Here is a 16,999-nt window from a genome sequence, read left to right as displayed (position 1 = left end):
GTCACTTGTGACCGCCGCCGGTCGAGAAGCCGCCAAACGACCCGCCGCCCGTGCGGAAGCCCGAGCCGCTCCGATTGTTGGCGACGCAGCTCCGGTATTGCGCCGACTCGGGCCCGTAACTGCGCCGCATCGGCTCGCAGTCGTCGCGCGTCGCGCAGCGCACCAGCATCAGCAGCACGATCACGACGATCGCCCAGAACACGATCTTGCCGAGCAGCGAATGGCGGAACGCGCCCGGCAGCGCGTCGCGCTCGAGTGCCTTCAGGGTCTCGGCGCGCAGCTTGAACGCGGTGACGATCTGCGCGGCCGGCAGCGTCTCGCCGGCCGACCAGACGACCTCGCGGTCCTCGGCGGGCAAGGTCGCGCCGCCCGGCGAGGCGGCCGGCCGCGCAGCGTTCGAGACCGTCGCCTCGCGGTTCAGTCGCTTGCGGAGCGCGCTGCCGGTGCCGACGTAGTCGGTGTTGTCGGTCCGCTGGTCGCGCTCGACGCGCCAATAGAACTCGCCGAGCACGTAGGTCACCTGCCCCACGTAGTCGTAGAGCTTGCGATACAGCACCCCGTCGAGCTCGACGCGGTCGCCGCGGCGGCGCGGCACGCCGGTGATCGGCGCGGTCCAGCTCCAGCCGTCCTCGGCATCGACGAGAAACGCGAAGCCCTCGTTGCGGTGGTAGAGCAGGTACTCGCGCCAGAACGACTGGCCTTCGCCGTCATCGTCGTCGTCATCGGCGCTGCCGGCGGAACCGGCGACCTCGCAGCGCTCGACGTAGCCGACCACCTGCCACGGCAGCGGGCGCGCGGGCTTGCCCGCGATCGGCAACGCGAGCGTGCCGATGCTGCCGAGCGGGATCTGCGGCTCGCGCGTGCCGGTCGCCTGGCGGTAGTGCGCGAGGTCGCCACCGGTTCCCGCCGAGAGGTCGATCACCGAGCGGCATTGCCGGCACACGATCGAGCGCGTGGTGTCGAGGCGGATCTCGAGCGGCGCGCCGCAGTTCGGGCACTCGATGGCTCGGCCGGCAAGCGTGCGCTCGGCCCGCTCGGCAAGGCCCTGCAGCGCCAGCTCGCCCAGTGCGACCGATCGCCCGACCGACCACGTCGGCGCGGCGGCGTCGGCGTAGGCGAGCGTGCCGACCTCGTCGCGCGGGCTGCGCAGGTCGGCGACGACGAACGCAGTCGCGAGGTTGGGCACCTCCGGCAGCTCGCCCTCGGCGCCCTGCACGCGCGCCACCACCACCGACGCGACGCGCCACGACTCGCGGTTGACGACGAGCGCGAGCTCGGGGCGCAGCGACTCGGGCCGCGGCGCCGCTTCCTCGAGCGGGACCTCGAAGCCGAACACGTAGCGGCCGTTGTCTTCCGCAAGCCAGCCCGACTTCGGGGTGCCGTCGGCGCCCGCATCGAACAGCGCGTGCCACTCGTTCCAGGTGCCGTCGAGCGTGCGGTACTGCAGCCGGCCGACCAGCGTGAACGGCGCACCCTGGAAGCGCCCGGCGGCGCCGACCTGCAGCGGCGAGTGATCGTCGAACAGCTCGGCGCGCTCGCCGACCTTGCGCAGCGTGTCGCCGTCTCGCAGGACGTGGCTGCCGCAGTAGCCGCAGACGGCGAACGCCGACGCGGCCGAGCGGAACTCGACCGGCGCGCCGCAGTTCGGGCACGCCGCGCGATACGCGCGCTGCGGCGACGCGTCGGTGCTCAGCGCGCGCTCCGCGAAGCCGGTGCGCCGCGGGTACGCGGCGGGCCGGGACGGACGCGCGTCATCGGAACGCGGGGGGCACGCGCGGCCGGAACGGTCAGACCAGCTTCTTCAGCAGCTCGGCCTTCTTGGCATCGAACTCCTCGGTGGTGAGGATGCCCTTCTGCTTGAGGTCCGCGAGGCGCTCGATCGTCGCCATCACCTCGTCCGGCCGGATGCCTGCGGGCGCCGGCGCGTCCGCCGCTGCGGCGGCCGCCGGCGCCCCCGGCGCGTTGGCCGCCAGGCCCTGGCTGAGCTGGTTCGCCATCACCTGGCCGAGCGCGACGCCGGCGCCGAGCCCGACCGCGCTGTCGACCACGCCGCCACCGCCGCCGTCGGCGGCACCGGCGGCGAGCGCCGGGATCGACTGCGCGGTCTGGTACTGCATGAAGCGCGCGGTGTCGCCGACCATCTGCATGCCGATGCGCTGGTCGAGAATCTTCTGCAGCTCGGGCGGCAGCGACACGTTCTGCATCGTCACCATCTCGAGCTTGAGACCGATCTGCTCGAACGCCGGCGCGGTCGCCGCCTGCAGCGCCTTCGCGAACTCGACCTGGTTGGCGGCGAGGTCGAGGAACGGCACGCCGCTCGACGCGACCGCGTCCGAGATGTGCTGCAGCATGAGCCCGCGCAGCTGGCCGTCGAGGTCGGCGACGGTGTAGCGCTCGCGCGTGCCCGAGATCTCGGTGTGGAAGCGCCCGGGGTCGGCGACGCGATAGCTGTAGTTGCCGAACGCGCGCAGCCGCACCGCGCCGAAGTCCTTGTCGCGGATCGTCACCGGCTGGCTGGTGCCCCAGCGCTGGTCGACCTGCTGGCGCGTGCTGAAGAAGTAGACGTCGCTCTTGAACGGGCTCTGGAAGAACTTGTCCCAGTTCTGCAGGTAGGTGAGGATCGGCAGCGTGCGCGTGTTCAGCACGTAGCGACCGGGGCCGAACACGTCGGCGACCTTGCCCTCGTTGACGAACATCGCCATCTGCGACTCGCGCACGGTGAGCGAGCCGCCGTTCTGGATCTCGCGGTCTTCCATCGGGAACCGCCACGCCAGCACGCCGTCCGAGTCCTCGGTCCACTCGATGACGTCGATGAACTGCTTCTTGATGAAATCCATCATCGCCATGGCGTTCTCCCGCGTGAAGCCGACCCGGACCGGTCGCGGCAAATAATAAGGCCGGCCCTGCCGCGCCTGCCCAGCCGAGAACGCCGTTCGAATGAACCCTTCCACACCGACGCCCGATGAACCGGCTGCGAGCGCTGCCGCCGACGCCGGCGCCGCGGAACGCGAGCCGGCCGCCGCGGCCGGTGCCGCTCGCACGGCCGGGTCGCTGCGCATCGCGGTGATCGGGGCCGGGCCGGTCGGCCTCGCGCTCGCGCTGCACGCCGCCGGGACGCTGCCGCACGCCGAGGTCACGCTGTTCGACGCGCGACCGCTCGACCGCGACGTCGCGGGCGACCCGCGCACCCTCGCGCTGTCGCTCGGCAGCGTGCAGCTGCTGCAGCGGCTCGGCGCGTGGGCCGGCGAAACGGCGCAGCCGATCCTGCAGGTGCACGTGTCGCAGCAGGCACCGTCGCTCGCGACGTGGCTGCCCGGACGCCTTGCCGCCGAGCCCGAGCTCACGATCGGCGCGCTCGACGAGGCGGTGCCGATGCTCGGCGCGGTGCTGAGCTACGGCGCGCTCGTCGCACCGCTGCAGCGCGCGTGGCTCGAGCGCGCCGCCGCCGACCCGCGGCGGCTCGTCACGCGTTTCGGCACGCCGGTCGCCGCGATCAAGAACGTCGCCGGCGGCGCGGTCGAGGTCGACGCCGGCATCGCCGACCGCTTCGACCTCGCGGTGGTCGCCGAGGGCGGCGTGTTCCAGGCCGAGCGCGCACCGAGCGTCGTCGTCGGCGACAGAAAGCCTGCCCTGCGCCGCGACTACCGTCAGGTCGCGTGGGTCGGCCAGGCGACGTTCGACGGCGCGACGCCGATCGGCGGCACCGCGTACGAGCGCTTCACGCGCCACGGCCCGGCCGCGCTGCTGCCGCTCAAGGACGGCCGCGCCGGGCTCGTGTGGTGCGTGCCGGCCGACGACGATCCGGTGCAGGACCTCGGCGACGCGCAGCGCGCGGTGGTGCTGAACACCATCTTCCACCCGCGCACGCCGCGGATCGCGAGCCTTTCGCCGCTGAAGCGCTTTCCGCTCGGCCTCTCGGCCGAACGCACGCTGGTCGACGGCCGCACCGTGCGCATCGGCAACGCGGCGCAGACCCTGCATCCGGTCGCCGGCCAGGGTCTCAACCTCGGCCTGCGCGATGCGTTCGTGCTGGTGCGCGGGCTCGCCGACCGGTCCGACGGCGACGTCGGCGCGGTGCTCGCGCGCCTCGAGTGGCAGCGCGCCCCCGACCGCTGGGCCATGATCGCGACGACCGACTTCCTGGCGCGCACCTTCACCTGGCAGCTGCCCGGCGCGGCCACCGCGCGCGGCCTCGGCATCGCGGCGCTCGACGCGGTCAAGCCGCTGAAGTCGGCGCTCGCACGGCAGATGATGTTCGGGTCGCGCTGAGCGCGACTCGACGGCTCAGCGGCTGACGATCACGTCGAAGCCGCCGAAGATCATCCGCTTGCCGTCGAACGGCATCGACTCGGTGCCCATCTGCATGCGCGGATCGGCCATCGAGTTCTTCATGCCTTCGTCGCGCGCCGCGCGCGAAGGCCAGGTGATCCACGAGAACACCACCGCCTCGTCGTCCCTGCACTGCACCGCCAGCGGGAACGACGTCACCTTGCCCGGCGGCACGTCGTCGCCCCAGCACTCGACGACGTTCAGGGCGCCATGCGCCATGAACACGTCGGCCGCGGTCTCGGCCATCTGGCGATAGGCCTCTCGATTGGCGATCGGCACGGCAATGACGAATCCGTCGACGTACGGCATGGCGGGTCTCCAGCGGGGTTCGAATCGCGACGACTGCAACGGGTGCGCGGCCGCCGCGGCGTCGGCGCCGTCGTTCCGGCTGAGTTGGCCGGCTGGCGCGCCCGCGACCTTAACGGAGCCGCGGAGCCTCGCCGCCGGGTGCCCGCGTCGGCGTCATGGACGTCAGCGGGGGGTGTGCCGTCTGCGATCGAGGCAGCTGCCGCCGGGTGCGCGACGGTCAGCCAGCGACCGCAGGAGCGGGCGCTGCGTTGTGGGCGCCTGTCCGACGCCGTGAAACGCGAGCGGCGCCCCCGCGTCGGGTCCGACCTTTCAACGCCGGCGCGCCGCCACGAGGAACCGAACCAGCGCCACCGCCGGAAACAGCGCCGCGACGGTCGCGGCCGCGTGCCAGCCGCCGTTCTCGTACACCACGCTCGCCAGCACGGCGCCGATCGACCCGCCGACGAAGATGCTCGTCATGTAGAGCGCGTTGATGCGGCTGCGGCTCGCCGGGTCGAGCGCGTAGATCTCGCGCTGGCCGACGACCATGTTGATCTGCACGCAGAAGTCGAGCACGACCGCGATCACCAGCAGGCCCGCGAAGCCCCAGCCTGGCACGAACCCCGCGGCGTAGCAGGCGAGGCCCGCGCCGAGCGCGCCGAGCGTCGCGCCGCGCACGTGGCCGGCGTCGGCGAGGCGTCCGCCGATGGGCGCGGCGATCGCGCCGATGGCGCCGACCAGCGCGAAGCCCGCGATCTGCAACTGCGTGAAGCCGTGGCTGCGCATCAGCTCGAGCGGCGCGGCGGTCCAGAACAGCGTGAACGACGCGAACATGCAGCCCTGCGCGAACGCGCGCTCGCGCAGCACCGGCTGGCTGCGCAGCAGGCTGCCGAGCGAGCGCAGCAGCGCCCCGTAGCTCGCGCGATGCGCCGGCTCGTGGGTGGGCATGGTCCAGGCCATCACGCCGACGATGGCGAGCGCGACGACAGCGGCGCTGCCGAACACCGCACGCCAGCCGAACGCGTCGGCGACCGCGCTCGAGAGCGGCCGTGCCAGCATGATGCCGGCGAGCAGGCCGCCCATGATGCTGCCGACGATGCGGCCGCGCGACGCCTCCGGCGCCAGGTTGGCGGCGAGCGGGATCATCATCTGCACCGAGACCGAGCCGATGCCGACGAGCAGCGCGCACGCCAGGAACACCGGCGGCCGGGCGGCCACGCTGATCGCCGCGAGCGCGGCCACGCAGACCGCGGTGGTCGCGATCATCAGGCGCCGGTTCTCGAGCCGGTCGCCGAGCGGCACCAGGAAGAAGAGGCCGAGCGCGTAGCCGATCTGGGTGAGCGAGACGATCAGCCCCGCGGCGTGCGGCGCGAGGCCGATGTCGGCGGCGATCAGCGCGACGATCGGCTGCGCGTAGTAGAGGTTGGCGACGATCGCGCCGCAGCAGAACGCGAACAGCGCGACGAGGCCGCGCGTCAGCGTCGGCCCGCCGGCGGTCGCCGCCGCAGCGGCGGCCTCACGCACCCGGCGCCGCCGGAATGGTCAGACCACGCTCGACGGCGGGCCGCGCGACGAAGCTCGCGAGCACGCGGGCGACGTTGCCGAACGCATCGAAGCCGACCAGCTCGCCGGCACCGTAGAAGCCGACCAGGTTGCGCACCCACGGGAAGGTCGCGATGTCGGCGATGGTGTACTCGTCGCCCATGATCCAGGCACGGCCTTCCAGATGGCGGTCGAGCACGCCGAGCAGGCGCTTGCTTTCCGCCACGTAGCGGTCGCGCGGCCGCTTGTCTTCGTAGTCCTTGCCGGCGAACTTGTGGAAGAAGCCGAGCTGCCCGAACATCGGTCCGATGCCGCCCATCTGGAACATCAGCCACTGGATGGTCTGGTAGCGCAGCGCCGGGTCGGCCGGCATGAAGCGGCCCGTCTTGTCGGCCAGGTAGATCAGGATCGCGCCCGACTCGAACAGCGCGAGCGGCTTGCCGCCCGGGCCGTCGGGGTCGACGATCGCGGGGATCTTGTTGTTCGGGCTGATCGACAGGAACTCCGGCGTCATCTGGTCGTTGGTGTCGAACGCGACGCGGTGCGGCTCGTACGGCAAGCCGGTCTCCTCGAGCATGATCGACGCCTTGACGCCGTTCGGCGTCGGCAGCGAATAGAGCTGCAGGCGCTCCGGATGTCGCGCCGGCCACTTGCGCGTGACGGGCAGGTCGGAGAGATCGGGCATCGCGGGTCCTCGCGGGTCTGAAGAAGTCCGGCGTTATAGCGTCGTGGCGCGAGGCGTGCCGCCTCGCGCGCGCAGTGGCGGCGCAGGCCGCACGGCCTCGTCGGCGCGGCGCTGCAGGCACGACGGCGTCATGGCAGGCTCAATACGGCGGTGCCTTGCGCGCCTTCTGCTCGCGCGCCGCCTCGGTCCACCACGCCAGGTCGTCGGCAAAGCGCGGGAACGCGCGGTCGAGGGCCGCGCCGCCGGCGCCGATCGGCCGGGCGTCGGCGTCCAGCGACTGCGAGATGGTGCCGACCGCAAGCGTGCTCGACACCACGACCATGCCCATCTCCGAGAGGATCGAGTGCCAGGCCGTGCCCGAGCGCACACCGGAGAAGCGGCCCGCGGAGTAGCTCGCGATCGCCGCCGGCCGCCAGAAGAATTCCTCGAGGAAGTGGTCGGTCAGGTTCTTCAGGCCCGGCTGCGGGCCCCAGTTGTATTCGCCGGTCACGAAGACGAACGCATCGGCGCCGCGGATCTTCTGCGCCAGCGTCTCCAACGCGGCAGGCGCTTCGCCGGACGGGTATTCCTTGTACATGCGGTCGAGCATCGGCAGGCCGATCGCCTTGGCATCGATCAGCTCGACGTCGGCACCGCGGGCGGCAAGGCCCGCGACCAGATAGTCGGCCAGGCGGATGCCCGCCCGGTCGGACCGGTACGAGCCGTAGAAGACGAGGATGCGGTCGGCCATCGGGAACTCCTTTGCGTGGGGGTGGCCCCGATCATCCGCCGTCGGCACCTCCGTCATCGAGATGACGACGCCGCGCGGCTCGCCTCCTACCTTCCACGTCCTCACGCGCGCCGAGCGGTTCGGCGCGCGGACTACGGAGGACGACATGGATTTTCTTTCTCGGATGGGGCGGCGCTGGCTGCCGATCGGCCTGGCGGTCGTGACGGCGGCGCTGGTCGCGTGCGGCGGCAATGGCGACGACGATGACGACAACGGCGGCGATCAGCCCAACCCCACGCAGCCGCGTACGCTGAGCGGCGTCGCCGCGACCGGGGCCGCGTTCACCGACGCCGTGGTTCGCGTGCACGCGGCCGACGGCAGCGTCGCCGGCACCAGTGCGCCAGTCGGCCGCGACGGCACCTGGCAGGTCACGCTCGCAGAGGGCGCGAAGGCGCCGTTCGTGATCATCGCGACGCGGCAGAGCGCGGTCGGCGAGACCGAGTCGCTGGTGAGCCTCGTCGATGCCGCGCCGCCCGGCACCACGCATGTCAACGTGACGCCGGTGACGACGCTCGTCGCCGCGCGCGTCAGCCCGTCGGGTCAGCCGACCAGGCTGCCCGACGAGGTGAAGGCCGGCAGCGCGACCGTCGACGGCAGCACGCTCGCCGCCAAGACCGGCGAGATCAAGGAACTGCTCGCGCCGGTGCTCGCGGCCACCAACACCACGTCGATCGACCCGTTCAGGACGCCGTTCACGATCGGCAGCGCGGGCTACGACCAGCTGATCGACGCACTGCTCGTGACCATCACGCCGACGGGTGCGGCGTCGGCCAACATCGACATCAGCATGAAGGCGAGCGGCGATGCACCGGCACCGCGCATCACGTTCAGCAGCGAGCAGTCGCTGGCGACGATCAAGGCCAACAACTCGGCCGTGATCAACACGCCGATCCCGACGCCCAGCCTGCCGCCGGTCGGCATCGCGACGCTGATCGAAGACCTCACCACACGAATGAACGCGTGCTACGCGTTGCCGACGGCCACGCGCGTCAGCGGCACGACTGCGGCGTCGGTCAGCGCGCCGGCGTGCCGCACGCTGTTCGTCGGCGACGATCCCACCACCTATCGCGGCAACGGCGGCGCCGTCTCGTCGAGCGGTTCGTTCTCCTCGCTTTTCCCCGACAACACGACCAACCTGAGATTCGATCAGGGCAGCTACGAGTTCACGCGCGGCAACGGCGACATCGTGGTCGGCCTGCGCTCGGTCACCAGCGACGGCGCCCAGGTCTTCGACACCTTCGTCGTGCGCAACGAGAACGGCAAGCTGAAGCTGATCGGCAACCAGTACCAGTACAACGGCGCGGTCAACGCGTTCCATCAATACCGCACGTTCCCGACCCTGAACCAGTCGGCGTTCAACTACTACAGCAGCGGCTACACGATGACCATCACGAACACGACGACATCGAACGGAGTGCCGATCTTCGATCGCGTGGTGGTCGACGCGCCGAACGGCGAAACGCTCACGCTCAGGCCGAGCGCCGGCAGCAGCTTCCTGACGCTGGTGCGCGCCGACGGTTCGCTGAGCGGCACCTCGGTGGTGCGGATCGCGTCGAGCTACGAGAACGCCGGCACCGCCGGCTCGCCCGCCACACGCGACACCGCCGTCTATTTCTCGCCGCAGCAGCTGACCGACCCTGAGATTGCCGTCATCCCTCAACAGGCGGTGTGGACCTTCCGCTACTACCTCGCCTCCAACCCGACCGTCGAGGCCGCGCGCCAGACCTATCGGACGCGCGCCCGCGCGCTGACCATCGCGGAACTGAAAGCGACGCCGCTGCCGCGCTTCACGAGCGCCACCCTCAACGCGCTGACGAGCGGGGCCAACGCCGACGGCTCGGTGCCGATGCCCACCAGCCAGGCCTATCCGGTGAGCTGGGAGGTGCCCACCGGTGCGCTCGCACCGACCCAGGTCCAGCTGTTCGGGGTTCGCGTGATCGGGACGGCACAACAATCGTTCAACGACGCGGTCAGCGTGGCGTCGACGGCGCGCAGCGTGGCGGTCACGTGCAGCCCGGCGACCGCTGCCGATCAGCATTGCAACGGCTCGAACTTCGCCGCGAACGACTACCTGACCGGCGTGCAGATGTCGGTCAACGACCGCACCGGGCGCGTGTTCAACGTGCACGCGAACGCGTACCGGCTGCCCTGAGCGAACCGGCCGCATGTGAAGAGAGAGGGCACCAGCCCTCTTTCTTTTTTGTGCGACCGCCATCCGGCCGCCCGGCTGCACGCCGCACCGTTCGTCGCGCGCTCCGATCGACACGCCACGCCGAGCCCTGGCCCCCCATCGGAGGGACCTCTCGCTGCTCTACGATCTCGCCCCGCCGCGACGTCCGCGCGCACGCCTTGTCGAGGAGGAGTCCCATGCCAAACAACCATCGTTCGACCGGAGCCCTCGCGGCCCTCGTCGCCGCCGCGTTCGCCGCGGGCTGCCAGACCATGCCGGGCAACAGCTCGGCGGAAGCCGCGCCAGCGCCGGCACCTGCGCCGGCCGCTGCCGCACCCGCACCGGCGCCCGCATCGGGCAGGGCCGCCGCGGCGCCCGCCCCCGCGACGAACCCGCGCAGCGCGGCGGCGTCGAGCCGCAACGCGCCGGCACCGGCGCCGGCGCCCGCCCCTGCGCCGGCCGCCAACGCCAAGGTCGGACCGGGCATGAACGCGGCCGGCGAAGTGGTCGACCCCAAGCTCGTGGAGGCGGGCTACGGCCAGAAGGTCAAGGGCATCAACGACTACGAGGGCGAGATCACCGGCAAGCCCGCGCGCAACAGCAAGTTCACGCGCCTGCAGATCGGCATGACCGCCAAGCAGGTGATGGACATCGTCGGCCCGCCGACCGACCAGGGTGCCTACATCACCGGCAAGGCGTTCATCCCGTTCTTCTACGGGTCGGACCGCTATCGCCACGAGCTCGCCTACAAGGGCCAGGGCCGTCTGATCTTCGCCGGCTCGGCAGGCTTCGACACGTCGGCCCACCTGATCTGGATCATCCACTCGGCCAACGACTCGGGCTACCGCTAGAGCCTGATCGCGTGCGAAGCAAGATCGCTTCGCACGCCGGCACTGCCATGCCGGGGCTGCCGTCGAGCCTGTCGGGCTGCCGTCGAACTACTCGGGCTTGACGCCGGCCGCCTTCACGACCACCTTGTAGCGCTCGGCGTCGGCCTTGATGCGCTGCATGAACGCCGCCGGCGTCATGCCGGCGGTCAGCGAGCCGAGCTCGGCGTAGCGCTTGCGCACCTCGGGCTGCTCGAGCGTCTTCAGCACCTCGGCGTTGAGCTTGTCGACGATCGCCTGCGGCGTGCCCTTCGGCGCGAAGAGGCCCACCCAGATCGAGACGTCGACGTCCTTGATGCCGCCTTCGGCGGGCGTCGGCCAGTCGGGACCGGCGGCGGTGCGCTTGGCAGTGGTCACGCCGATCACCTTGGCGCGACCGGCCTGCAGGTGCGGCGCGGCGCCGGGGATCGCCATCACGCCGAGCGAGACCTCGCCGGCCGCGACCGCCACCGCGGCCGGCGCGCCGCCCTTGTACGGCACGTGCAGCATCTTGATGCCGGCCGCCTGCGCGAGCCATTCGCCGGCAAGGTGATTGATGCTGCCGTTGCCGGGCGACGAGAACGTCACCGCGCCTTCGGGCTTGCTCTTCGCGTAGGCGACGAGCTCGCGGAAGTTGTTGTACGGCTCCTTGATGTTGGCCAGGTACAGCATCGGCGCGTCGCTCACCATGGTGATCGGCACGAAGTCGCGCTCGAGCTCGTACGGCACGTTCGGAAAGAGCGCCGGGTTGACCGCGAACTCGCCGGTGTGCGCCATCAGCAGCGTGTAGCCGTCGGCCGGCGACTTGGCCGCCGCCTGGGTCGCGATGAAGCCGGCGCCGCCCGGCCGGTTCTCGACCGTGATGTTCCAGCCGAGCCGCTCGGTGAGCTTCTGGGTGAGGATGCGCGTCGTCGTGTCGACCGCGCCGCCGGGCGCGAACGGCACCAGCACCCGGATCGGCCGCGACGGGTAGTCCTGTGCCTGCGCGTGCACCGCCGAGGCAGCGAGCAGCAGCGTGGCGGCAAGGAGTTTCGTGGGCGCTTTCATCGGGGCTCCTGGTCGGTGAGGGTTGGGGAATGGCCCGATCGATTCTCGACGGCGCGTGCGTCGGGCCGCCTCCGCACAAGCCCGATGGCACTAGCCGCCGAGCGCGACCATCTGGATCTCGATGAGGTAGTCGTGATGCAGGCACGGCACCGGCACCACCGCACGCGCGGGCTTGTGGCCGCCGAAGACCTCGGCATAGATGGCGTTGAACTGCGGCCAGTGCTCGATGCCCACGATGTAGGCGGTGACCTGCACGACGTCCTCGAGTCGGCGGCTGCTTGCTTCGAGCAGCCGCCGGCAGTGGCCGAGCGTCGCGCGCACCTGACGCTCGAAGCTGTCGGTCTCGCCGGCGGCGGGCGGGCCGGGCAGCATGCCCGAGACGAAGACAAAGCCGTTCGCCTCGATGGCTTGCGAGTAGTGGCCGCCGGGCGCCGGTGCGTCGGGGGTCGAGATGATGCGCATCGCGTGTTCCTCGTCGAGGCTCCGCCAGGAGCGGGGGACTGATCGATCGCTCGCAGCGCGCGTAGCGGCGCGCGCGGCTCAGGCTGGCGCGGCGGCGCGCATGCGCTCGGCCGCGAGCCGCACCGCCTGCACGATCTCGGGGTAGGCGCCGCAGCGGCAGAGATTCCCGGACAGGTAACTGCGGATCTCGGCCTCGCTGGGGTCGGGGTTGCGGTCGAGCAGCTGACGGCTCATCAGGATGAAGCCCGACGTGCAGAAGCCGCACTGGAACGCGCCGCAGTCGATGAACGCCTGCTGCACCGGGTCGAGCACGCCCTCCTTCTCGAGACTCTCGATCGTGCTCACCTCGGCGCCGTCGGCGTGAATGGCCGGGTAGATGCAGCCGGTGACGGCGTCGCCGTCGACGTTGATCGTGCAGCAGCCGCACAGGCCCTGGCCGCAGCTCTCGCGCGCGCCGTAGAGGCCGAAGCGCGTGCGCAGCACCTCGAGCAGCGTCTCGTAGCCCTCGACGCGCGCGTCGACGCGCTCGCCGTTGAGGACGAAGCGGATCGGGATCGTGGTGTCGCTCATGTCGTGGTGGTCGGTTGATCGTGTGTCGTTGCGACAGTCCGGGGTTCAGGCATCGGCCAGCGCGTCGCCTCGTGCCGCCGCGATCGCGCGGTACACCGCCTCCGGCTTGAGCGGCAGGGCGGTCAGGCGCACGCCGACGGCGTCCTCGATCGCCGCCGCGATGGCCGGCGAAACGCCGAAGGTGCCGCTCTCGCCGACGCCCTTGGCGCCGAACGGCCCGTTGCGCTGCACGTTGTCGGCGATCGCGCAGCCGATGCGTTCGGGGATGTCGTGGATGCCCGGGATCTTGTACTCGGCGAACGAGGCGTTGCGCAGCTGGCCGAGCTCGTCGAACTCCATCTCCTCGAACAGCGTCATGCCGAGCTGCTGGATGGCCGCGCTCGAGATCTGCGTCTCGACGATCTTCGGGTTGATCGGCGTGCCGCAATCGACCACGTTCTCGAAGCGCACGATCTCGATGTGACCGGTCTCGGTGTCGACCTCGACCTCGACGCCCGCCGCGCCGATCATCCAGTTCGGCGTGATGTCGGGCGACTGCCCGGTGTCGTGATCGGGCGAGACGTACGGCGGCACGAAGCTGCCGGTGCCGACGATGTTGCCGGCCGGCATGCCGTACTTCCTGCGCAGCAGCTCGCCGGCGCCGGCCGCGCCACGGTCAGGCACGCCGAGTTCGGTGGCCATGGCCGAGAGCTTCGCGAGCACGTCCTCGGCCGCGAGGCGCACCGCGTGCGCCATGTGGAAGGTCGAGCGCGAGCCGAGCGTCGCCATGTCGTACGGCGTGCTGTCGGTGTCGGGGTGGACCACGCGCACGCGCTCGGCGCGGATGCCGAGCACCTCGGCGGCGACCATCGCCATCGCGGTGTCGGAGCCCTGCCCCATGTCGACCGTGCTCATCGAGAGGATCGCGCTGCCGTCGCCCTGCAGGCTGAGCGTGGCGACCGACGTGGTCGGCGCGACCAGCGCCTTGAAGCCGATCGCGATGCCGCGGCCGCGCCGCCGCTCCGGCGTGCCGTGGTCGAACGGCTGATTCCACTGCATGCGCTCGGCGGTGAGCTCGAGCACGCGATGCAGCGCGGCGTCGTGCATCGGCGTGCCCGTCGCGTGCGGGCGTCCCTCGCGCAGCAGGTTGCGGCGCCGGAACTCCACGGGGTCGAGGCCGAGCCGGCGCGCGATGATGTCGGCCTGGCACTCGTAGCCCCACACCACCTGGGTGATGCCGAAGCCGCGGAACGCGCCGGCCGGCGGCAGGTTGGTGTAGACCTGGTACGAGTCGATGCTGACGTTCTCGATGTCGTACGGCCCCGATGCGGTGAAGCCCGACTTCTGCGTGACGCGCGGCCCGATGTCGGCATATGCGCCGCCGTTCCACCACACCTCGCAGCGCCGTCCGGTGATGATGCCGTCGGCGTTCACCGCGCTCTGGATGCGGAACGTGGTGCCGTGCTTGGTGATGGTGAAGAACTGCTCCTCCATCGTGAGCGCCACGCGCACGGGCCGGCGCGCGAGCAGCGCGAGCGCCGTCGCCAGCGCCTCCAGCTTGATGTAGAGCTTGGCGCCGAAGCCGCCGCCGAGCAGGCGCGTCTTCACCTGCACCTGGTTCTCGCGCCAGCCCAGCAGGCGCGCGATCTCGATGCGCACGAACGACGGGCTCTGCGACGCGGTGTGGATCACGATGTGCTCGTCGCCGGGGTCGACCACCGTGACCATCGGCTCGAGCGGGACGTGCATCACCTGCCCGGTGCGGAAGGTATCGTCGAACACGTGCGCGGCCTCGGCGAACGCCTTGTCGACGTCGCCGCGCCGCACCTTGAAGTCGAGCGCGACGTTGGTGCCGCTCCGCCCCTGCAGGTGCTTGAGATCGGGGAAGGTACCGGCGGGCTTGAGCTCGTCGTGCACGAAGACGTCGGAGCTCGCGGCCTCGACCTCGTCGAACACCGCCGGCAGCACGTCGTAGTCGATGCGGATCAGGTGCGTCGCCGCCTCGGCCACGTGCAGGTCGGACGCCAGCACCACCGCGACCGGCTCGCCGACGTGGCGCACCTTGTCGATGGCGAGGATCGGCTGGTCGTGGAACGCCGGGCCGTAGAAAGGCTTGGCGATGACGCGCTTCACGTCGGCGGCGGTGACCACCGAGTGCACGCCGGGCAGCGCCGCGGCCTCGCTGACGTCGATCGAGCGGATGCGCGCGTGCGCCACGGTGCTGCGCGCGATCTTGGCGTGCAGCATCCGCGGGAGCACCACGTTGTGCGTGTAGTCGGCGCGGCCGGTCACCTTGGCGCGCGACTCGAGGCGCTCCATGCGGCGGCCGACCTGCGGCCCGTGCGCCGCCATCGGTTCGGGCTCGGGCGCGTCGTTCCTCGTGAGCGGGGCGAACGGCGAGTCCTCGAGCGTCTCGCGGTCGAACGCCGACGCGTCGAGCGGCGGTGCGGTGTTGGTCATGCGACGCGTCCTGCGTGGGCGAGCGCGTTGCGCACGGCACGGCCGAGCGTCACGCGCAGCAGGTGGCACTTGTACGGCGCCGAGCCGTGCGGGTCGCCGACGATGTCGATCTCGGCGGCGGCGGCCTCGCCGGCGCGGCGCAGGGTCGCGTCGTCGGCGCTGGCGCCGGCGAGCAGCGCCTCGGCGGCCACGAGCCGCGTCGGCCGGTCGGTCGCGGCCCCGATGTAGATGCTTGCGCTGCGGATCGTCCCGGCCGCCGCGTCGGCGTCGAGGGCGACCGCGAGGCCGAGCGCCGGCCAGTCGTGTGCCGCGCGGGTGGTGACCTTCATGTAGCTCGCCGGGCCGCGCTGCGGTGGCACCGTCACCTCGCAGATCAACTCGTCGCGGGCGAGCACGGTCTCGAAGTAGCCGGTGCAGAGGTCGGCGACCGCGACCGTGCGCCTCCCGTTTGGTCCGACCACCGTGACACTCGCCCCGAGCGCCGACAGCACCGGCGGCAGGTCGAGGTGCGGGTCGGCGTGCGCGAGGTTGCCGCCGATCGTCGCGACGCTGCGCACCCGCACGTTGGAAAGCGTGCGCAGGGTGCGCGCGAGCACCGGCCAGCCGCGCCGGACCTCGGGGTGATGCTCGAGTGCGGCGAGGCGCGTGCGTCCGCCGATCACCAGCGCGCCGGCGGCGTCGACACGGATCTCCGACCAGCGCGGCTCGATGCGCTGCAGGCTGACGAGCCGCGTCGGGGCGAGCACGCCGGCCTTCATCATCAGCATGATCGCGGTGCCGCCGCCGACCGGGCGGATCCCGGGATCGTCGGGGTCGAGCAGCGCGACCGCTTCGTCGAGGGTGTCGGGGACCAGGAACTCGAAAGGCACCATGCGTCGTTCGCCTTCAGGCGGCCATCTGCAGCAGCCGGCGCAACTCGCCGACGACGACGTCGGGCGTCTCGAGCGGCGTGAGGTGGCGCGCGCCCGGAATGACGGTGAGCTGCGCGCCCGCGATGCCGTCGCGCAGCGCCTCGGCCATCGCGACCGGCGCCGCATAGTCCTGCTCGCCGACGATCACCGCGGTCGGCACGCGGATGCCGGCGAGACTCGCACGGCCGTCGAACCGGCCGAGCATGTTGCACGTGGCGTCGAATGCCTCGACGTCGTTCAGCACGAAGGTCTCGACGCAGCGCGCGACGACTTCAGGGTGCGCCGACTGGAACTCGTCGCTGAACCACCGGGTGCGCTGGAAGTCGATCATCGACGCGAGGCCCTGGCTGCGTGCACGCTCGCCGCGCGCGGCCCAGTCCTTCGGCGCCTCCGGTCCGTACCACGCGGTGGTGTCGACGAGGCCGAGCCCTTGCGTGCGCTCCGGGTAGTCGGCCGCGAACTGCAGGGCAAGGCAGCCGCCCATGGACGCACCGGCGACCACCGCTGCGGGCCAGCCGAGCGCGTCGAGCACGTCGGCGAGGTCGGCCGCCATGCGCTCGGCCGTGTACGGGCCGAGCGGCTTGTCCGAGGCGCCGTGACCGCGCGCGTCGATCGCGACGATGGCGGCCTCGGCCGTCAGGCGCTCGACGACCGGCGCCCAGAAGGCGTGGTCCATCGCCAAGGAATGGATCAGCGCCAGGCGCGGCTGCCCGGACGCGCCCTCGTGGACGTCGACGGCGATCCGGATGCCGTCGCTCGCGCGGATGTGTTGCATCGATGAGGTCCTGTGAATGTCGTCGGGCGCGGCCGCTGCGGCGAGATGGTGTGCGCGGCCGGCCCGGCGGGCAAACGAATAATATGGGCCGCTCCCATGAAGACGCTTCATGAGGAACCCGTGACCCGCCACCGATCGACACCCGC

The 16,999-nt window shown here is 71.5% G+C and carries 15 protein-coding genes; 3 read left to right on the top strand and 12 right to left on the bottom strand.

What is annotated here, in order from left to right; genetic code table 11:
* Position 1: 1 nt before the first annotated feature.
* Positions 2 to 1,504, bottom strand: coding sequence for a DUF4178 domain-containing protein (locus HQN59_RS02565; RefSeq protein ID WP_425342683.1), 1,503 nt, complete (start codon positions 1,502 to 1,504; stop codon positions 2 to 4).
* A 283-nt stretch (positions 1,505 to 1,787) separates the two neighbouring features.
* Positions 1,788 to 2,846 (bottom strand): SPFH domain-containing protein, encoded by a 1,059-nt coding sequence (locus HQN59_RS02560; protein WP_176065734.1) that lies wholly within the window; start codon positions 2,844 to 2,846, stop codon positions 1,788 to 1,790.
* A 91-nt stretch (positions 2,847 to 2,937) separates the two neighbouring features.
* Here HQN59_RS02560 and HQN59_RS02555 point away from each other — a divergent pair, with 91 nt between their 5' ends.
* A complete protein-coding gene (locus tag HQN59_RS02555; RefSeq protein ID WP_176065732.1) occupies positions 2,938 to 4,269 on the top strand; it encodes an FAD-dependent monooxygenase in 1,332 nt (443 codons plus the stop codon).
* Positions 4,270 to 4,284: 15 nt separating this feature from the next.
* Here the strand turns inward: HQN59_RS02555 and HQN59_RS02550 are convergent, their stop codons facing one another.
* From HQN59_RS02550 to HQN59_RS02535, 4 genes are all read right to left on the bottom strand, one after another.
* Positions 4,285 to 4,638, bottom strand: a complete 354-nt coding sequence (locus tag HQN59_RS02550) for a DUF1428 domain-containing protein (protein WP_176065731.1) — start codon at positions 4,636 to 4,638, stop codon at positions 4,285 to 4,287.
* Between the two features lie 309 nt (positions 4,639 to 4,947).
* Complete coding sequence (locus tag HQN59_RS02545; protein WP_176065729.1) at positions 4,948 to 6,141, bottom strand: MFS transporter; 1,194 nt, start codon at positions 6,139 to 6,141, stop codon at positions 4,948 to 4,950.
* Positions 6,134 to 6,844 (bottom strand): glutathione S-transferase N-terminal domain-containing protein, encoded by a 711-nt coding sequence (locus HQN59_RS02540; RefSeq protein ID WP_176065727.1) that lies wholly within the window; start codon positions 6,842 to 6,844, stop codon positions 6,134 to 6,136. The genes HQN59_RS02545 and HQN59_RS02540 overlap by 8 nt, the downstream gene beginning before the upstream one ends.
* 139 nt (positions 6,845 to 6,983) lie before the next feature.
* On the bottom strand, positions 6,984 to 7,574 hold the full coding sequence (locus tag HQN59_RS02535; RefSeq protein WP_176065725.1) for an NADPH-dependent FMN reductase: 591 nt from the start codon (positions 7,572 to 7,574) through the stop codon (positions 6,984 to 6,986).
* Positions 7,575 to 7,719: 145 nt separating this feature from the next.
* Between HQN59_RS02535 and HQN59_RS02530 the strand changes: the two genes are divergently transcribed.
* Complete coding sequence (locus HQN59_RS02530) at positions 7,720 to 9,765, top strand: hypothetical protein (protein WP_176065723.1); 2,046 nt, start codon at positions 7,720 to 7,722, stop codon at positions 9,763 to 9,765.
* Between the two features lie 215 nt (positions 9,766 to 9,980).
* On the top strand, positions 9,981 to 10,634 hold the full coding sequence (locus tag HQN59_RS25775) for a hypothetical protein (protein WP_217703804.1): 654 nt from the start codon (positions 9,981 to 9,983) through the stop codon (positions 10,632 to 10,634).
* A gap of 87 nt (positions 10,635 to 10,721) precedes the next feature.
* Here HQN59_RS25775 and HQN59_RS02520 read toward each other — a convergent pair whose 3' ends face one another.
* The 6 genes from HQN59_RS02520 to HQN59_RS02495 all read right to left on the bottom strand — a co-directional run bounded on the left by HQN59_RS02520 (position 10,722) and on the right by HQN59_RS02495 (position 16,853).
* A complete protein-coding gene (locus HQN59_RS02520) occupies positions 10,722 to 11,696 on the bottom strand; it encodes a Bug family tripartite tricarboxylate transporter substrate binding protein (protein ID WP_176065721.1) in 975 nt (324 codons plus the stop codon).
* Positions 11,697 to 11,786: 90 nt separating this feature from the next.
* Positions 11,787 to 12,158 (bottom strand): RidA family protein, encoded by a 372-nt coding sequence (locus HQN59_RS02515; RefSeq protein WP_176065719.1) that lies wholly within the window; start codon positions 12,156 to 12,158, stop codon positions 11,787 to 11,789.
* 78 nt (positions 12,159 to 12,236) lie between these two features.
* Positions 12,237 to 12,728 (bottom strand): (2Fe-2S)-binding protein, encoded by a 492-nt coding sequence (locus HQN59_RS02510; protein ID WP_176065717.1) that lies wholly within the window; start codon positions 12,726 to 12,728, stop codon positions 12,237 to 12,239.
* Between the two features lie 45 nt (positions 12,729 to 12,773).
* Positions 12,774 to 15,167: a xanthine dehydrogenase family protein molybdopterin-binding subunit gene (locus tag HQN59_RS02505; protein WP_246294634.1), complete on the bottom strand. Its 2,394-nt coding sequence runs from the start codon at positions 15,165 to 15,167 to the stop codon at positions 12,774 to 12,776.
* Complete coding sequence (locus tag HQN59_RS02500) at positions 15,164 to 16,039, bottom strand: FAD binding domain-containing protein (protein ID WP_176065715.1); 876 nt, start codon at positions 16,037 to 16,039, stop codon at positions 15,164 to 15,166. Before HQN59_RS02500 ends, HQN59_RS02505 begins: the two co-directional genes overlap by 4 nt.
* A gap of 13 nt (positions 16,040 to 16,052) precedes the next feature.
* The gene (locus tag HQN59_RS02495) at positions 16,053 to 16,853 is read right to left on the bottom strand and encodes an alpha/beta fold hydrolase (RefSeq protein WP_176065713.1); all 801 of its coding nucleotides are present in this window, start codon (positions 16,851 to 16,853) and stop codon (positions 16,053 to 16,055) included.
* Positions 16,854 to 16,999 lie beyond the last annotated feature (146 nt).

Origin of the sequence: Rhizobacter koreensis (assembly GCF_013366375.1) — a bacterium.
Taxonomy (GTDB): Bacteria; Pseudomonadota; Gammaproteobacteria; order Burkholderiales; family Burkholderiaceae_C; genus Schlegelella_A; species Schlegelella_A koreensis.
Note: the sequence above shows the minus strand (reverse complement) of the source record. Positions and strands in the feature narration are given on the sequence as shown.

Excerpts from the sequence above, each read along its gene's own strand:
- HQN59_RS02505 (WP_246294634.1), bottom strand. The coding sequence starts at position 15,167 with ATGACCAACACCGCACCGCCGCTCGACGCGTCGGCGTTCGACCGCGAG.
- HQN59_RS02510 (WP_176065717.1), bottom strand. The coding sequence starts at position 12,728 with ATGAGCGACACCACGATCCCGATCCGCTTCGTCCTCAACGGCGAGCGC.
- HQN59_RS02515 (WP_176065719.1), bottom strand. The coding sequence starts at position 12,158 with ATGCGCATCATCTCGACCCCCGACGCACCGGCGCCCGGCGGCCACTAC.
- HQN59_RS02560 (WP_176065734.1), bottom strand. The coding sequence starts at position 2,846 with ATGGCGATGATGGATTTCATCAAGAAGCAGTTCATCGACGTCATCGAG.
- HQN59_RS02520 (WP_176065721.1), bottom strand. The coding sequence starts at position 11,696 with ATGAAAGCGCCCACGAAACTCCTTGCCGCCACGCTGCTGCTCGCTGCC.
- HQN59_RS02540 (WP_176065727.1), bottom strand. The coding sequence starts at position 6,844 with ATGCCCGATCTCTCCGACCTGCCCGTCACGCGCAAGTGGCCGGCGCGA.
- HQN59_RS02495 (WP_176065713.1), bottom strand. The coding sequence starts at position 16,853 with ATGCAACACATCCGCGCGAGCGACGGCATCCGGATCGCCGTCGACGTC.
- HQN59_RS02500 (WP_176065715.1), bottom strand. The coding sequence starts at position 16,039 with ATGGTGCCTTTCGAGTTCCTGGTCCCCGACACCCTCGACGAAGCGGTC.
- HQN59_RS02550 (WP_176065731.1), bottom strand. The coding sequence starts at position 4,638 with ATGCCGTACGTCGACGGATTCGTCATTGCCGTGCCGATCGCCAATCGA.
- HQN59_RS02535 (WP_176065725.1), bottom strand. The coding sequence starts at position 7,574 with ATGGCCGACCGCATCCTCGTCTTCTACGGCTCGTACCGGTCCGACCGG.
- HQN59_RS02555 (WP_176065732.1), top strand. The coding sequence starts at position 2,938 with ATGAACCCTTCCACACCGACGCCCGATGAACCGGCTGCGAGCGCTGCC.
- HQN59_RS25775 (WP_217703804.1), top strand. The coding sequence starts at position 9,981 with ATGCCAAACAACCATCGTTCGACCGGAGCCCTCGCGGCCCTCGTCGCC.
- HQN59_RS02530 (WP_176065723.1), top strand. The coding sequence starts at position 7,720 with ATGGATTTTCTTTCTCGGATGGGGCGGCGCTGGCTGCCGATCGGCCTG.